Origin of the sequence: Photorhabdus thracensis, assembly GCF_001010285.1 — a bacterium.
Classification (GTDB): domain Bacteria; phylum Pseudomonadota; class Gammaproteobacteria; order Enterobacterales; family Enterobacteriaceae; genus Photorhabdus; species Photorhabdus temperata.
Genome location: NZ_CP011104.1, coordinates 3,874,941 through 3,890,801 on the forward strand (window position 1 = coordinate 3,874,941; position 15,861 = coordinate 3,890,801).

Annotated in this window: 18 protein-coding genes and 1 riboswitch; of the genes, 16 read left to right on the forward strand and 2 right to left on the reverse strand. The window is 49.5% G+C overall.

The genetic code is table 11. The features are described 5' to 3' along the window. Positions 1-86: 86 nt before the first annotated feature. Both VY86_RS16680 and dmsD read right to left on the reverse strand, forming a co-directional pair. A complete protein-coding gene (locus VY86_RS16680) occupies positions 87-1,598 on the reverse strand; it encodes a trypsin-like serine peptidase (protein ID WP_036840092.1) in 1,512 nt (503 codons plus the stop codon). A 423-nt stretch (positions 1,599-2,021) separates the two neighbouring features. Further along, complete coding sequence (gene dmsD, locus VY86_RS16685; RefSeq protein WP_036840090.1) at positions 2,022-2,618, reverse strand: Tat proofreading chaperone DmsD; 597 nt, start codon at positions 2,616-2,618, stop codon at positions 2,022-2,024. Between the two features lie 336 nt (positions 2,619-2,954). Continuing rightward, positions 2,955-3,142: riboswitch (cobalamin riboswitch) on the forward strand. A 113-nt stretch (positions 3,143-3,255) separates the two neighbouring features. Between dmsD and VY86_RS16690 the strand changes: the two genes are divergently transcribed. From VY86_RS16690 to VY86_RS16765, 16 genes are read left to right on the forward strand one after another with little or no spacing between them, the layout of a single operon-like run. Beyond that, positions 3,256-4,638: a cobyrinic acid a,c-diamide synthase CobB gene (locus VY86_RS16690; protein WP_036840112.1), complete on the forward strand. Its 1,383-nt coding sequence runs from the start codon at positions 3,256-3,258 to the stop codon at positions 4,636-4,638. Continuing rightward, positions 4,635-5,594, forward strand: coding sequence for an adenosylcobinamide-phosphate synthase CbiB (cbiB, locus tag VY86_RS16695; RefSeq protein WP_036840088.1), 960 nt, complete (start codon positions 4,635-4,637; stop codon positions 5,592-5,594). The genes VY86_RS16690 and cbiB overlap by 4 nt, the downstream gene beginning before the upstream one ends. A 15-nt stretch (positions 5,595-5,609) precedes the next feature. Continuing rightward, a complete protein-coding gene (locus tag VY86_RS16700) occupies positions 5,610-6,239 on the forward strand; it encodes a cobalt-precorrin-8 methylmutase (RefSeq protein WP_036840086.1) in 630 nt (209 codons plus the stop codon). Beyond that, complete coding sequence (gene cbiD / locus VY86_RS16705; protein WP_036840084.1) at positions 6,239-7,375, forward strand: cobalt-precorrin-5B (C(1))-methyltransferase CbiD; 1,137 nt, start codon at positions 6,239-6,241, stop codon at positions 7,373-7,375. The genes VY86_RS16700 and cbiD overlap by 1 nt, the downstream gene beginning before the upstream one ends. Next, entirely contained in the window at positions 7,372-7,965 is a 594-nt protein-coding gene (locus tag VY86_RS16710) for a cobalt-precorrin-7 (C(5))-methyltransferase (protein WP_021324498.1), read from the forward strand. Before cbiD ends, VY86_RS16710 begins: the two co-directional genes overlap by 4 nt. Continuing rightward, positions 7,962-8,531, forward strand: coding sequence for a decarboxylating cobalt-precorrin-6B (C(15))-methyltransferase (locus VY86_RS16715; RefSeq protein WP_036840082.1), 570 nt, complete (start codon positions 7,962-7,964; stop codon positions 8,529-8,531). Before VY86_RS16710 ends, VY86_RS16715 begins: the two co-directional genes overlap by 4 nt. After that, complete coding sequence (locus VY86_RS16720; RefSeq protein ID WP_021324500.1) at positions 8,524-9,297, forward strand: cobalt-precorrin-4 methyltransferase; 774 nt, start codon at positions 8,524-8,526, stop codon at positions 9,295-9,297. The genes VY86_RS16715 and VY86_RS16720 overlap by 8 nt, the downstream gene beginning before the upstream one ends. Beyond that, positions 9,278-10,339 (forward strand): cobalt-precorrin 5A hydrolase, encoded by a 1,062-nt coding sequence (cbiG, locus tag VY86_RS16725; RefSeq protein ID WP_036840080.1) that lies wholly within the window; start codon positions 9,278-9,280, stop codon positions 10,337-10,339. Before VY86_RS16720 ends, cbiG begins: the two co-directional genes overlap by 20 nt. Next, positions 10,333-11,058, forward strand: a complete 726-nt coding sequence (locus tag VY86_RS16730; protein ID WP_036840078.1) for a precorrin-3B C(17)-methyltransferase — start codon at positions 10,333-10,335, stop codon at positions 11,056-11,058. The genes cbiG and VY86_RS16730 overlap by 7 nt, the downstream gene beginning before the upstream one ends. Further along, the gene (locus VY86_RS16735; protein WP_046975789.1) at positions 11,055-11,852 is read left to right on the forward strand and encodes a cobalt-precorrin-6A reductase; all 798 of its coding nucleotides are present in this window, start codon (positions 11,055-11,057) and stop codon (positions 11,850-11,852) included. Before VY86_RS16730 ends, VY86_RS16735 begins: the two co-directional genes overlap by 4 nt. A 1-nt stretch (position 11,853) precedes the next feature. Then, positions 11,854-12,648, forward strand: a complete 795-nt coding sequence (gene cbiK, locus VY86_RS16740; RefSeq protein WP_046975790.1) for a sirohydrochlorin cobaltochelatase — start codon at positions 11,854-11,856, stop codon at positions 12,646-12,648. Further along, entirely contained in the window at positions 12,648-13,361 is a 714-nt protein-coding gene (locus VY86_RS16745; RefSeq protein WP_046975791.1) for a cobalt-factor II C(20)-methyltransferase, read from the forward strand. The genes cbiK and VY86_RS16745 overlap by 1 nt, the downstream gene beginning before the upstream one ends. Positions 13,362-13,364: 3 nt before the next feature. Then, entirely contained in the window at positions 13,365-14,096 is a 732-nt protein-coding gene (cbiM, locus tag VY86_RS16750) for a cobalt ECF transporter S component CbiM (RefSeq protein ID WP_046975792.1), read from the forward strand. 1 nt (position 14,097) lies between these two features. After that, positions 14,098-14,379, forward strand: coding sequence for an energy-coupling factor ABC transporter substrate-binding protein (locus VY86_RS16755; RefSeq protein ID WP_036848061.1), 282 nt, complete (start codon positions 14,098-14,100; stop codon positions 14,377-14,379). Beyond that, on the forward strand, positions 14,366-15,043 hold the full coding sequence (locus VY86_RS16760) for an energy-coupling factor ABC transporter transmembrane protein (RefSeq protein WP_046975793.1): 678 nt from the start codon (positions 14,366-14,368) through the stop codon (positions 15,041-15,043). Before VY86_RS16755 ends, VY86_RS16760 begins: the two co-directional genes overlap by 14 nt. Before the next feature lie 13 nt (positions 15,044-15,056). After that, positions 15,057-15,860 carry an ATP-binding cassette domain-containing protein gene (locus VY86_RS16765; protein WP_036840064.1) on the forward strand — a complete coding sequence of 268 codons (804 nt, stop codon included), beginning with the start codon at positions 15,057-15,059 and terminating at the stop codon, positions 15,858-15,860. Position 15,861: the final 1 nt, after the last annotated feature.

The window sequence follows — 15,861 nt, forward strand, 5'->3', positions numbered from 1 at the left end:
CTATATCAGAACCAGTAACTCTGAACCTTTTTATATTTATCAGTAAAAACAAAAAAGGCCAGCAAACGCTGGCCGATTTTAAAAACTTATTTCTTAACACCAAAATCACGATAATCTATTGGGCCTTTATTACCCGCCTGATCCAAACCATATACACAGAAGCGTACTGGGGAATCTTTCTTCATAAGAGAAATCGGTATTCTTCTATAGATAGAATATCCGGTGTGATCGTCACACTTCGTAGATTCCAGAGGACCTGATTTTATACGTAAGTCAACAATTTCCCATTGATTAAATATAGGATTAACAACCCATCTGTCCTCTGCTTCAAAAACTAATCTTATGGCTGGTTTTATTGACGGAGGAGTGTTATCAATTTCACGTAATTTTACTGACGCGTAAGATGTATCCTGCCAGCGTTTATCTTCAGCATGTCGTCCAATGACACACATTGTGTAAACCCCTTCTTTAGAAGGTGTCAGGAGTTTATCCAGCGGTTGCTCAGTGACTGAGAAGGGTTTGCTGTATCCTTTAGGGTTTGAACAATCAGTATTACTCGCAAGTCCTTTTTTATAGCGGATTTTGTCAAAACCATCTTCATCAAGTCGTAAATTCCATGTGGCAGCGTTGCTATTAACGGTACTCTGAGTAATAAGAGGACCACTGGCTCTAATGGTGATTCCTTTGCCATCGTCAAGTTTATTTAAATCCAGTTTTCCATCATGGGTAAGTGCACGTGCAATTTTGTCAACAGGCATATAGTAACTGGCGCCTTCGCGCGAGTAACCTTTATCATCGACTAATTCACATGGCCGGCCAAGCCCACAACCACTGTAACCCGGCGTGACGGTGGTATTTAATACGCCAATTATCTTAGATTGGTTTTTCAATATGACCGGTGAACCAGAGGTTCCCCCAGAAACACCAGCACAATCCACAGAAACACTTGGCGCCCAATTCCACACATGTTCATACAGGAGCGGTGTTTCTCCAAGGATGTGGCAGTCGGAATATCGCAGATAACGTTTATCGCTCTCTACACCATTGACAGGTATATGAGCAAGTTCAACGGCCTGACCTGATGGTTTAAGTTCTTTTTGTAATGTCACCGGCAGTATTCCACGCTTTGCCAGTTCTCCATAAGTTGCTTTCAGTCTGAAAACCGCCAGGTCACCGCCTTTCATAGTCGCGTACAAAACTTTATCAATATCAAAAGGTTGATGTTTATCGATCAAGTCAATAAAGTAGTTTGGTGTAAATGTCCAACCAGGACCGGCGGGTTGATCAATAATGACTTCGTTTGTGTCTAAGGTATCGTCAAGACAATGGCCTGCGGAGAGAATAAGCGCCTGTTGATTGGCATCCGGTTTTTCTGAGCCGGCAATGAGTGTGGCGGTACAGAGGCCATTCGTTCTTAATTTTCCAACATGCTTAAATCTATCTGCACCCGGATCGGTCGATTTTAATAGCGGAGCTTCGTTTCTGGTGTTGTATTGCTGATGAGCAATATGCTCATTTTTGCTTTCAGGGAGTGTTTGTGCGAAGCAATTTGTTGACACAATCCCTGTAATAAGAGTAGCTAAAAATATTTTTTTCATATTTTGACCTCAGGTTGTTTACATTTTTAATATTTCCATGTAAAGAAAACAGACGTTCAATAAAATGATGTTTATTGCTAATCTTTTTTTAGGATTTTAATAAATCCTCTTATTGGGGTATTTAATGCTTACTAATTTATGAGTTAATAAACATTTTTTTTAGCGCATAAAATCATTCTATTGGGTGCCGGTGTTCCTTACCCGATAATAAATAACATAAAAATCAGCTGAACAGTTTTATATACGGCAATAGGGCTATAACGTTCAATGGAACGAAAGCTGATGATAAGGTTTTTTTTGATATAAGTTCGTCGTTATAAATGATTAATTGGTTAAATAGGATTTAAGCTCCGGGAAAATGTAAGTTTGTTAGCTGTTACTTAATTCATCACCCAGAGCATTGATTGTGGAATAATAAAAATGTTAGCGAAATAATTCTGGTTTTGCCGGAATTAATTCCAGTTCAGTTTGAAGTGTTTTTAAATAGTCAATAGCAATAGTTGCTAAAATGGGATAAAAATTATTTTCCAGTTTGGCCTCTTCAGTCAATTCCAGATAACGATACGCCCACGGCAGTAAGTGCTGTTCCAGCAGTGTACGAGCAGCAGGTTTATGTCCTTGTTCCAAAATATAAACCAGGGCCAGCAGCATCAGGCCGAATTGATCTTCCGGTTCCCGTTGTTTACTGGAGATGATCATATTTTGTTGCGCCAGAAATTCCCGGTAAGCCAATGTGCTTTCACCTAATAACAGGTTTTCTCTGTCCAGATAAACGGATCCCCAAGGCGGCGCTGGCATGGCTCCTTGTCCTTCGAACAGGATGGAATAGTCATATTGCAGGGATTCCGCCGGCAGAGCAGCGATTTTTTTCGTCAGGTTTCCTATTTTTCCGCTATCCGACCAGGGAAATAATTTATCAATATCTGTAAGCAATGGAATTAGCGGACGGACTTGTTCTGATTGCGGTGAGTAATAAAAACAGGCGCCAAGAATGCGGGGTACAGTGGTATCTAATAACATTGGCAGCTCTCATTGTGATTTGGTTATACAGAGGGTGTAGGAAGCTATTTTATGACAAGCTGCATCATAAACTTATATGATATGAATAGATAGTTGATTATGATCAACGATTAAGCTGTTGTGGTGTTGTTACTATCTTTGTTACCAGATTGGCGGTGGTTTTTGTTATAAGTCGTATAAATTTATCGTCGAAAATAATAAATCCAACCGTCTTCTTGATGTGAAGAATATATATTTAATTCGCATCTTAATTCAATGGGGTTAATAAGGTTATTATAATGTCAAAGGATATATATCATTAGCCATCTAATAACTTAGTAAATAGTCCCGTTAAAAATAAATAAACCGCTGTCGGGTTAATACTGCACCTCAATGGGTGTGGTTGGGAAGGGGGTGAAAATCCTCCGCAGCCCCCGCTGCTGTGATGCTGACAACTCCGCTGATGCCACTGGTCGGAATGACTGGGAAGGTGGCGGGGAAGGATGACGCTAAGCCAGAAGACCGACCTGACAGGTATGAGACATTCAACTCCTTCGGAGGGAAGCGGGTTGTCATCCAATGGATGTGTGCAGTGCTGATGCTGCGTCAGGCACGTCTTGTTGACACCTATTCTCGGTCGATATATCGGGAATTTTTTATGCAACAGTCAGGCAAGAAGGCGTTTGTTATTGCAGGTACGGGGAGTGGTTGCGGTAAGACCACGGTTACCCTTGGCATTTTGCGGGCGTTGAGGCTGCGCGGGTTGGCTGTCCAGCCGTTTAAAGTGGGGCCGGATTATCTGGACAGCGGCTGGCACAGCGCGGTGTGTGGCGTGGCATCCCGCAATCTTGATGCGTTTATGCTGCCAACAGCAACTTTAAACGGTCTTTATAATCAGCATATGCGCCATGCTGATGTGGCCGTCATCGAAGGTGTGATGGGGTTGTATGATGGTTATGGTACGAACCCGAATTATTGCAGTAGCGCTGCAATGGCGAAACAGTTGGGATGTCCGGTGATTTTGCTGGTAGATGGTAAGGCAGTATCCACTTCTGTTGCGGCTACTGTTCTGGGTTTTTGTCGTTTTGATCCCTCTCTGACAATTGCGGGCGTTATTGTTAACCGCGTCAATTCTGAAAATCATTTCGAACTCATCCGTAGTGCTATTGAACATTATTGTGGTGTTCCGGTGCTGGGGCGTTTGCCCGTTATGCAAGATGTGTCGTTGCCGTCCCGCCATCTTGGTCTTATTCCGGCTCAGGAACAGGTTGCTGATGATGCCCGCTGGCAGCGGTTGGCTCAACAGGTTGAAACGTATATCAACCTTGATCGTCTGTTGGCGCTTTGTGGCTGTCCTGTTTCACCGGAAGGTGAGGCGCCATCATTGCCTGATCCCGCACTGGCTGACGGCCTGACGCTGGCATTGGCGGATGATGAAGCTTTTAACTTTTATTATCCGGATAATCTGGAAATGCTGGAACGGGCAGGGGTACGTATCCACCGTTTTAGCCCACTACATGATCGCCGCCTGCCTGATTGTCAGATGATTTATCTGGGCGGTGGCTACCCGGAAATCTATGCCGCTCAATTGGCCGCCAATAGCCCGATGCGGGAAGCTTTACAGGATGCGCATTATCGTCAGGTTCCCCTTTATGCTGAATGCGGTGGCCTGATGTACCTTGGCGAGTCATTGACCGATGGAGAAGGGGCGCGTCACCAGATGGCCGGCATTTTGCCGGGAGAAAGCCGTATGGGGACACGGCTGATGCGCTTTGGTTACTGTCAGGCCAAAGCCCGTTGCAGTACGTTGCTGGCCGCTGCGGGCGAAGTTTTACGCGGCCACGAGTTTCACTATTCCGATTTTATCAGTTCGGTACCTTCGGTTTTTGATTGCACGAAATGGCGTGATGGTATGGCAATCCAGCAATGGGCGGGGGGCTATCAGGTACAGCAAACACTGGCCAGTTACCTTCATATCCATTTTGCCCAGCGCCCTGGTCTGCTTGATCGCTGGTTGATGTATGCGAGGAGACTATTGTGACACTTGCCGCTTGGTTCGCTGCTTTCTTGCTCGATAGTTGGCTGGGTGATCCGCCACATTGGCCTCATCCGGTACGTTGGATCGGTCATCTGATTTCATGGGTGCAACGGGTTATCCGGCGCTGTTGTCGCAATGAGCGAGCATTGAAAGTTGGTGGAGCCGTGTTGTGGGTAGTCGTTGTTGGCTTGACCTGGCTGGTGAGTTGGGGATGTTTATGGTTGATGAACTGCATTCATCCTTGGATCGGCTGGTTGGCCGAAGTATGGATGATTTATACCCTGTTGGCTGGCCGTTGTCTGAGTGATGCCGCTCTGGCGGTACATGGTGTGTTACAGCAGGGTTCTTTGGATGAGAGTCGCCGGCAATTGTTATGGATTGTCGGGCGCGATACTTCTCAACTGGATAAGCCGCAAATCACGTGTGCAGTGGTGGAGACGGTGGCGGAAAACAGCGTTGACGGCGTTATTGCGCCACTCTTTTTCCTGATGATTGGCGGTGCGCCGTTGGCAATGGCTTACAAAGCGGTCAATACCCTTGATTCAATGGTGGGATATAAAACGCCGAAATATCGCGCGATTGGGTATGTCTCCGCCCGTATGGATGATTTGGCAAATTGGTTACCGGCACGGCTGAGTTGGCTGTTGCTGAGTGCAGCGGCTTGGTTCATTCGGGTTGATTTTCGTCAGGCCCTGCGTATTGGCTGGCGCGATCGTTATCAACATGCCAGTCCTAACTGTGGCTGGTCTGAAGCGACAGTTGCCGGAGCCTTGGGTATTCGCCTTGGCGGCCCGAATTACTACTTTGGTGAACGGGTAGATAAACCCTGGATTGGTGATGAACGCCGTGAAATCGCGCTGACGGATATCCCGCTCACTATCCACTTGATGATGATAGCTTCGCAACTGGCCTTACTGTTGTTTGCGTTGCTGCACTTACTGTTGGTCGGAATAGCTTAGAAAAGGGCAACGAATATGAACTATCTCCAGAAACCTCAGCAAATTGAACAGAATAGTTTCGCAATCATTGGCGATATTATTGCCTGTGAACGCCCCGATTATCGTTTTGTTGATGAGATGCAGGAAGCGGTGATTAAACGGGTGATCCACACTACCGCAGATTTTGACTGGTTGGATATTTTGTGGTTCTCATCGGATGTGCTGACCCGTATTGCTGAGGCGCTGCGTCGGGGATGCATTCTGTATACTGATACTACGATGGCTCAGTCCGGTATCAACAAGGCGTTGTTACAGCAGATGGGCTGTGAATGCCGTTGTTATATCAGTGATCCGCGAGTGGTAGCGATGGCGAAAACGCAGGGTATTACCCGTTCTATGGCAGCGGTGGATATCGCATTGGCTGAGGAAGGCGACAAAATATTCGTGTTCGGCAATGCTCCGACAGCGCTGTTCCGCCTGCTGGAGAGGCGGGCTTCACCATTGGCGGTGATCGGGGTGCCGGTCGGGTTTGTCGGCGCGGCAGAATCGAAAGCGGCGTTGATGCAAAGCGAATTGCCTTATATCGCCGCCGCAGGCCGTAAAGGCGGAAGTAATATCGCGGCGGCGATTATCAATGCCATTCTGTACCGGTTGCGGGAGGCATAATGAGCGATACGATGCAATTAGACAGCATCTGGCATAACGGTAAGCAATATCGCAAAGGTTATACCACCGGTTCCTGTGCTACTGCTGCCGCCAAGGTTGCCGCATTGATGGTGTTGCGTCAGCAAGTTATTGACCATGTTTCTATTGTTACCCCTTCCGGCGTGACATTACGCCTTAACGTCGAACAGCCACTGATTGAAGGCCAACAGGCGACGGCTGCTATCCGTAAAGATGGTGGCGATGATGTGGATGCGACTCATGGCATGTTGATTTTTGCCCGCGTCACGCTGTGCGATCACGGTGAAATCCATCTGAGCGGCGGGGAGGGGGTTGGTACGGTTACCCGCAAAGGTGTCGGGTTGCCGGTGGGCAGTGCCGCTATTAACCGTACACCACGTCAGACTATTGAGTCTGCGGTACGGGAGGCTATTGGTCCGATGCGGGGCGCGGAAGTGGAGATCTTTGCGCCGGAAGGTGAAGAGCGGGCAAAGAAAACCTACAACGGCAAGTTGGGAATACTTGGCGGTATTTCCATTATTGGGACCACCGGTATTGTCACGCCAATGTCGGAGGAGAGTTGGAAACGTTCACTGGCGATTGAGTTGGAAATGAAACGTGCAGCAGGAGCCGAAAAGGTCATTCTGGTTCCCGGCAATCACGGCGAGCGTTTTGTGCGTGAACAATTGGGGCTTGATGGTCAACTGGTGGTGACGATGAGTAACTTTGTCGGCTACATGTTGCAGGAAGCGGTTCGGCTTGGGTTCCGCCATATCATGCTGGTAGGGCATCCCGGCAAACTGGTGAAGGTGGCCGCGGGGATTTTTCATACTCACAGTCACATTGCTGATGGTCGCATAGAAACATTGATTGCCTATCTGGCCCTGATGGGGGCGCCGCAGGCCCTTCTGTTGGAGGTGAATCGCTGCGATACCACGGAAGCGGCAATGGAACTGATTGCCGAGTATGGCTTGCAAGCGGTTTATGACCGTATCGCCGAACGAATTTGTGAACGGATGAGCGAGATGTTGCGTTTTGCCGTTAACCCACCGCGCTGTGACGCCATTATGTTCTCTTTTGATAATCAGATACTCGGCGCCAGCCGTCCATTGAACGACATTTTGGAGGAGATGCGATGATCACTGTTGTCGGTATTGGTCCCGGTGATACGGCGTATCTGACGCCACAGGCGCAGCATTATATTACTGACGCGGAGGTACTGGTTGGCGGCAGGCGTCATCTGGAGATATTTAGCGGCATCACCCATGAAACCCGCATATTGGATGCCGATCTTGCCAGTTTGCTGGTCTGGCTACAGAACAACAATACGCGTCATATTGTGGTATTGGCGTCCGGTGATCCGTTGTTGTATGGCATCGGCAAATTATTATCTGAATATTTTACCGCAGATGATCTGCGCATCATTCCGGGTATCAGTTCAATTCAGTATCTGTGTGCCAAAGCGGCGCTGGATATGAACGATATCTATCTGACCAGCAGTCACGGGCGTACCCCGGATTTCGACTGGATTCTGCAACATGACAAAGTAGCGATGGTAACTGATGGGCGCGTCGGCCCGCGGGCAATTGCGGAGGCCATTATTGCGCGTGGCCTGAGCCGTACATTGATTATTGGTGAAAACCTCTCTTTGCCTAATGAGCGTATTCACCGTCTGCGGCCAGAAGCGGTGGCGACTGACTATGACATGAACGTGGTGGTGATCCTATGAGAGATGACGAATTTTTACGCGGACAGAAAGTACCGATGACCAAAGAGCCGGTTCGTGCACTGGCATTGGAGCGGCTGGAATTGAATCATGCCAGCCAGTTGATTGATGTGGGAGCGGGTACCGGCAGCGTGGCGCTGGAGGCGGCGCTGCGATTCCCGGCGCTGACGGTCACCGCTATTGAACGTAACCCTGCTGCTCTGGCTTTGATTGGGGAGAATTGTCAACGGCTGGGTTGTCATAATGTGGCGATCATCGCCGGAGAGGCCCCGTTGGCATTGGATGTAATGGCAGATGCGGTATTTATTGGCGGCAGTGGGGGGCAATTGACGGCACTGATCGACTGGGCGTTGGATCACATGTACCCCGGTGGCCGTCTGGTGCTGACGTTCATTTTGCTGAACAACCTGAATGACGCGCTGGCACATTTGCGGACGTGTCAGATAAGTGATTTAGAGTGCATACAGCTACAGGCGTCTACTCTGGCATCACTTGGCAGCGGTCACTATTTTAAGCCGAATAATCCGACTTATCTGATTTCCTGTTACAAGGAGAAGATCGATGTCTGAACATTTTGATCCTCGGAAAGTCTGGTTTGTGGGGGCCGGGCCGGGTGATAAGGCGTTGATCACCCTGAAAGGCTATCGTTTATTGCAGCAGGCGCAGGTGGTGATTTACGCCGGTTCATTGATTAACACCGAACTGCTGGATTACTGTCCGCCGGAAGCTGAATGCCATGACAGCGCCGGTCTGACGCTGGAACAGATTGTTGCACTAATGGTGGATGGCGTACATGCGGGTAAATTGGTGGTTCGATTGCAAACCGGTGATCTCTCGTTATACGGCTCTATCCGTGAGCAGGGGGAAGCTCTGACTGATGCCGGCATTGGTTTTGTCTCGGTGCCGGGTGTCAGTGCTTTTCTTGGCGCGGCGGCGCAGTTAGGGGTGGAGTACACCGTACCGGAAGTGTCGCAAAGCCTGATTATCACCCGGATTGAAGGACGTACACCGGTGCCCCCGCTCGAACAGTTGGAATCCTTTGCCGCTCATCAGACTTCAATGGCGATTTATCTTTCTGTGCAGAAGATGAGACATGTGGTTGTACGTCTTCAAGCTGGTGGTTACCCGGTCACAACACCGGTCGTGGTGATATACAAGGCAACTTGGGCTGACAGTCGTACCGTGCGCGGTACGCTGGCCGATATCGCCGAAAAAGTACAGGCAGCGGGTATCCGTAAAACCGCTTTGATTCTGGTCGGTGCTTTCCTGGGAGAGGAATATCACTATTCCAGGCTCTACGATGCGGGGTTTAGCCATGAATATCGCCGGGCATGAATCGATCGCGGTGTTCTGTTTGACTCCGGGCGGGGTCAGATTGGTGCGAAGGTTGAGAACGCATCTGCCGCTGACCTGTTTTACCAGTGAAAAGCTGCTGGAGCCGGGATTTATTCCTTTTAATGGCAGTTTTGGCGACACCTTGCGTGGGGCATTCAAGAATTATTCGGCGCTAGTGGTGGTTGCGGCGCTGGGGATCACTGTACGAATGATTGCGCCACTGATAAACGACAAAATGCATGATCCGGCGGTGGTGGTGATTGATGAACGTGGTCGGCATGTCATCAGTTTGCTATCCGGTCATGTGGGTGGCGCTAATGCATTGACTCATTATCTGGCGGAACTGCTGGGGGCCGATCCGGTGATTACTACCGCTACGGATATCAATGGGGTGGCGGCGCTGGATACTCTTGCCACTCAGTTAAACGCGGATATGCAGGATTTTCGCCATGTGGTGAAAGTGGTCAACCAAATGCTGGTCAGTGGTCAGAAAGTCGGGCTGTGGTGGGATGAATCACTGCTTAACGAACGTGAACATTTTGATACCCGTGGTTTTGTCCCGGTAGCGAGTCTGGCGGCATTGCCGGAGCTGGATGTGCTGGTATGTGTCACGTTGCGCGATTCACTGCCCGAACTACCTCTGCCGGTTTATAAACTGGTGCCGAAACGTGTTGTGGCCGGGATCGGCTGCCGTCGGGACACCCCGTTACAAACACTGGTTGAGTTATTGCAGCAGCAGATGGCGGAAAATCATTTTGATCTGATGGCCCTGAGTGCCATCGGCAGTGTTGTCATCAAGAAAGATGAGCCAGCGTTGAATCAGCTTGCACAGCGTTGGCGTGTACCGTTTAAGTTGTTCAGTGTTAATGAGTTAAGTCGCCATGAGCAACGTTTTCCTGCTTCCGATTTTGTCCGCCAGACGGTGGGAGTTGGCAGTGTTTCACAACCTGTTGCCTGGTTGATGAGCGAAGGAAAACTGGTTGGTCGGACCTTGCGTCAGCAGGGCGTCACTATCACTTTGGGGGTATCACAATTATGTTAACCGTAATCGGCATTGGACCAGGCAATGAATCTATGATGACGCAGGATGCCATTGCGGCGATCCGCGAAGCTGAAATTATTGTCGGCTATAAAACCTACACCCATTTGGTCAAACATCTGACGATGGATAAAGAAGTGATTAAGACTGGAATGTGTAAGGAGATTGAACGCTGCCAGACAGCGATTGATCTGGCGTTATCCGGTCGTAAAGTGGCGTTGATCAGCAGCGGGGATGCGGGGATCTACGGCATGGCTGGTTTAGTGCTGGAGTTGGTTTGTCAGCAACAGTGTGATCTTGAAGTCAAACTGGTGGCCGGGATCACTGCCAGCATTGCTGCGGCTACGTTACTGGGGGCACCGTTGATGCACGATTTTTGTCATATCAGCTTGAGCGATTTGTTGACACCGTGGCCGGTGATTGAGAAACGTGTTATTGCCGCAGCGCAGGCCGACTTTGTTGTTTGTTTCTATAACCCACGCAGTCGTGGTCGTGAAGGGCACCTTGCCAAAGCGTTTGAACTTATGAGCCCATGGAAAGACCCACATACGCCGGTGGGGGTGGTAAAAGCCGCCGGGCGTAAAAAGCAGGATAAATGGATTACCACTTTCGGCGAGATGGACTTTTCACCGGTGGATATGACCAGTCTGGTGATCGTTGGCAATCATACAACCTATTGCCGTGATGGATTGATGATCACGCCACGGGGGTATGAGCTATGAGCCATCCGGCTATCCATGTTTTCGGTGGTACCAGTGACGCCCGGCTGATTTGCCGGGCGCTGGACGCGGCAGGAGCGCGTTACCGCCTCTCTGTTGCTACCGATGCCGGGAGGCAACTGGCGGGTGATATTCAGGGAGAGGTAATGGTGGGGCGAATGGATGCTGAGGCGATGGTGCACTATTTTGATCAGCATCAGGTAGGTTGGGTCATTGATGCGTCGCATCCTTACGCAGACGTGTTAACTCACAACGTGATCGCCGCCTGTCGCCAATTGTCACTGCGGTTTACCCGTTATCAACGTCCCAGTGAAATTGACTTACTGAATCACCCATTGTTGCACAAAGTCGATAGTGTGGAGGCGGCTTGCGACGTTGCCCGGACTCTGGGGTCGCGGGTATTACTGACCACCGGCAGTAAACAACTGGCGCTGTATCAGCGTTTACTGCCGGAAAAAACCTTACTGGTACGGGTATTGCCGACGGCTGAGGTACTGGTTCAGTGTGAGGCGCTGGGGTTGGGGGTTGATCATATTATCGCATTGCGTGGACCATTCTCGGCTGAATTCAATCATGCGTTGTATGAGTTTTGCCACCCTGATGTGGTGATCACTAAAGAGTCCGGTGCTGAGGGGGGATATCAACAGAAAGTGGCTCCCTGTCTGGCACTCAATATTCCCTGTATTGTTGTGTGCCGTCCTGCACAGACCTTACAGGCAGATGAAGGAGAGCAGATTAGTTCGCTGGATGAGTTTGTCCAACACCTGACCCAATGGCAGGAACAACGAGGGCAATAAAATGAAAAAAGCACTGTTAATCATCAGCTTTGGTACCAGTTATCAGCAGACCCGGCAAAAGAATATTGATGCTTGTGAGCGGCAATTGTCGGCTGCTTACCCTGATCGTGATCTGTATCGTGCATTCACTTCAGGAATGATCATCCGCAAATTGCAAAAACGTGATGGCCTACAGGTGGATAACCCACGTCAGGCGCTGGAGCGTTTGGTCAATGAAGGTTATCAAGATGTGGCTATTCAGTCCCTGCATGTTATCAACGGTGACGAATATGAGAAGATCGTCAGTGAAGTGAGTGCCTTTAGTGAGTGCTTCCAACGTTTGGTTGTGGGTACGCCGTTGCTTAACAGTTTTGCCGATTATCAACAACTGCTTATTGCCTTGGAAAATCAGATGCCGCCACTGGCTGCGGATGAACGCGTGGTGTTTATGGGACACGGCACCAGTCATCATGCGTTTTCTGTCTATGCCTGCCTTGATCACCTGATGAGTTCACTTAATTTTCCGGCGTTGGTGGGGGCGGTGGAAAGTTACCCAGAAATTGGCCATCTCATCATCCGCTTGGGGCGGCAGGCAGTGCGTAAGGTACATTTGATGCCGTTAATGCTGGTGGCCGGCGATCATGCAATCAACGATATGGCATCAGACGAACCGGACTCCTGGCGTTCTCAGTTGGAAGCCGTTGGGATCAGCACGCAATCCTGGTTACAGGGATTAGGTGAAAACCCGTTGATTCGCCAAATGTTTGTTCAACACCTGGACGCCGCGTTGCAGTCAGATCAGCAGGAGGTAGTGTGATGAAGGGAAGACTTTATGCAATGGGCGTCGGTCCTGGCGCCAGTGATTTGATTACCGTACGGGCCGCCCGGATACTTGCCCGCCTTGATGTGCTTTATGCACCCGCCGGGCGTAAAGGCGGAGATAGTCTGGCGCTCTCTATCGTGCGTGAATACCTGTTGCCCCACACTGAAATTCGCACCTGTCATTTCCCGATGAGCAGTAACGGCGAAGAAAAACAGGCGGTGTGGGATGAAGTGGCGCAACAACTGAAAGATGAAGTCGCACAGGGACGGCAAATCGGGTTTATCACATTGGGTGATGCCATGCTGTTCAGTACCTGGGTCTTTTTGCTGGCGCGCATTGGCAGGCAGGAATGGCTGGAAATTGTGCCGGGTATCACCTCTTTTGCCGCTATTGCCGCACGAACCGCACTACCGCTTGCCATGGAGCAACAATCAATGGCGGTCATGTCCTGTACTGCGCCGGAAGTTGAGTTGGAACAGGCATTGCAAACCCATGATTGTGTCGTGCTGATGAAAGTTTATAACCGTTTTGCCACCGTGCGTGCGTTGCTGGCACGCTTGAATCTGTTTGAACATGCTTTGCTGATGGCAGACGCTTCATTGCCGGGTGAGCAGTGCTGGCGTTGTCTGGATCAGGTAGCGGCTGATCAGCCGCTACCCTATTTCTCCACCATTTTGGTGAATAAACAATGGCATACCAAGGAGTAGATTATGGAACAACAGCTAAAGAAACTCTCGTTGACCGGGTTGGCAATGGCAGTCTTGTTGATGCTGGTGCCGGAGCAAGCCTTTGCCATGCACATTATGGAAGGTTTTTTGCCTCCTATGTGGGCATTGGCTTGGTGGGTTCTGTTTTTGCCTTGTCTGTTTATGGGGTTGGTACGATTGAGGCAGATTGTCAGTGATGACAGTAACCAAAAAGTGCTGCTGGCGTTGTGTGGGGCATTTATTTTCGTGCTGTCCGCATTGAAAATTCCATCAGTTACTGGTAGCTGCTCTCATCCGACTGGGGTAGGTCTGGCAGTGATCTTATTTGGTCCTTCGGTCGTTGCAGTACTTGGGGTCATTGTTCTGTTATTTCAGGCGCTGCTACTGGCGCATGGTGGTCTGACAACCCTTGGCGCTAATGGTATGTCAATGGCCGTGTTTGGTCCGGTTGTGGGTTATTGGGTCTGGCGTTTAGCCAATAAAATCGGATTCCGGCGTGATGTTGCCGTGTTCCTTTGTGCCATGATCGCGGATCTGGTGACCTATTTTGTCACGTCGGTGCAGTTGGGCGTGGCTTTCCCAGAGCCTGAATTCGGTATTAGCGGTTCTATCATTAAGTTTATGAGTGTGTTCTGCCTGACTCAGATCCCGATTGCAATTGCGGAAGGTTTGCTCACCGTACTGATTTACGATCAGTTAACTAAACGTCATCTTATCCACGTCAGGAGTCATTAACATGAAAAAGACCATTACCTTACTGTTGGTGTTAATCGCGTTGGTTATTCTGCCGTTCTTTATTAACCACGGAGGCGAATATGGCGGAGCTGATGGAGAAGCAGAAGCACTGATTCAGGTCACTGCTCCAGACTATGAACCCTGGTTCCAGCCGCTGTATGAGCCGGCCAGCGGAGAGATTGAAAGTTTACTGTTCACCTTGCAAGGTTCATTAGGAGCCGCGGTGATCTTCTATATTCTGGGTTACTACCGGAGTAAACGCAGTGAGCATGTTGGGAATTGATCGACTAAGTTATCAAAGCCGCTGGCGGCGGGTTGATCCGATGGCAAAACTGGCGCTCTATGGCTTGTTTCTGCTACTGGCGATGATCAGCCCGCCGCGCTACCAGGCATTGCTATTGCTGGTGATTGCGGTGCTGACCTGCTATCTGTTACAGATCGGGCCGCGTCGCTATCTGCTTTGGTTGTCTGTACCTTTATCGTTCTTACTGGTAGGACTGATAGCCATTGTGCTATCAGTTTCCCGTCAGCCGGACGCCCTGTGGTGGGGCGTTCAGGTAGGGCAGTTTTGGTTCGGTATTGATAAAGCAGGGCTGATCACGGCCAATCAGACAATGTGGCGCAGCTTGGCAGCATTGGCGGCTACCTTCTGGTTTGTACTTAATACCCCGTTTCCACAATTGATCCAACTGTTGAAACGTTGTCATGTCCCGGATCTATTAACGGAACAGATCCTGCTGACTTGGCGTTTTATCTTTATTTTTATTGATGAAGCGGCGGCGATCCATCGTGCGCAATCCCTGCGGTTTGGTTACACGTCGTTGGGAAGTGGCTACCGTTCACTGGCAATGTTAGTTAGTATGCTATTTACACGTGTGATGATCCGTTATCAGCAAATGATCGTTTCGCTGGATATCAAACTTTATCAGGGGAATTTTCACCTGTAAGGACAGGATTCCGATGTTAGCTACCCGACAGTTAAGTTTCAGTTATCAGGATGAGCCGGTCTTACAGAATTTGACCATGGATTTTAGCCGACATGCCGTTACTGGCCTGTTAGGGGCAAATGGTTGCGGCAAATCCACGTTATTTATGAATCTGAGTGGCATTCTGCGTCCCCAACAGGGTGAGGTTTTATGGCAAGACCAGCCTATCGGTTATGGTAAAGCCCATTTGCGGGCCTTGCGCCAGCGGGTGACGACGGTATTTCAGGATCCGGAACAGCAAATTTTCTATACCGATATCGACAGTGATATCGCTTTCAGTTTACGTAATCTTGGCATTGATGAGGCGCTGATTGCGCAGCGTGTTGAACGGGCGCTGGCGCTGGTGGATGCTCATGAATTCCGTCATAAGCCAATCCAACATCTGAGTCATGGCCAGAAAAAGCGTGTTGCGATAGCGGGGGCATTGGTGATGGAGGCGGAATATCTGCTGTTGGATGAACCGACTGCCGGGTTGGACCCTTCTGGCCGACAACATATGATCGCTATCATTGAACGTATTGTGGCAGAAGGAAAACGGGTGATTATTTCCAGCCATGATATCGATTTAATCTACAACGTCTGTGATTATCTGTACGTACTATCCCACGGTAAATTGGTCTGTGCAGGTGAAACTGCTGAGGTTTTTCTGCAACATGAGCAGTTGCAGGCCGCCGGACTGGTGCAGCCTTGGTTGGTTAAGATCCACAGCGAACTGGGGTTGCCATTGTGTAAAACTGAGGAGCAACTTTTTGCTCTGCTACGTCAGCGTAATAATTAAG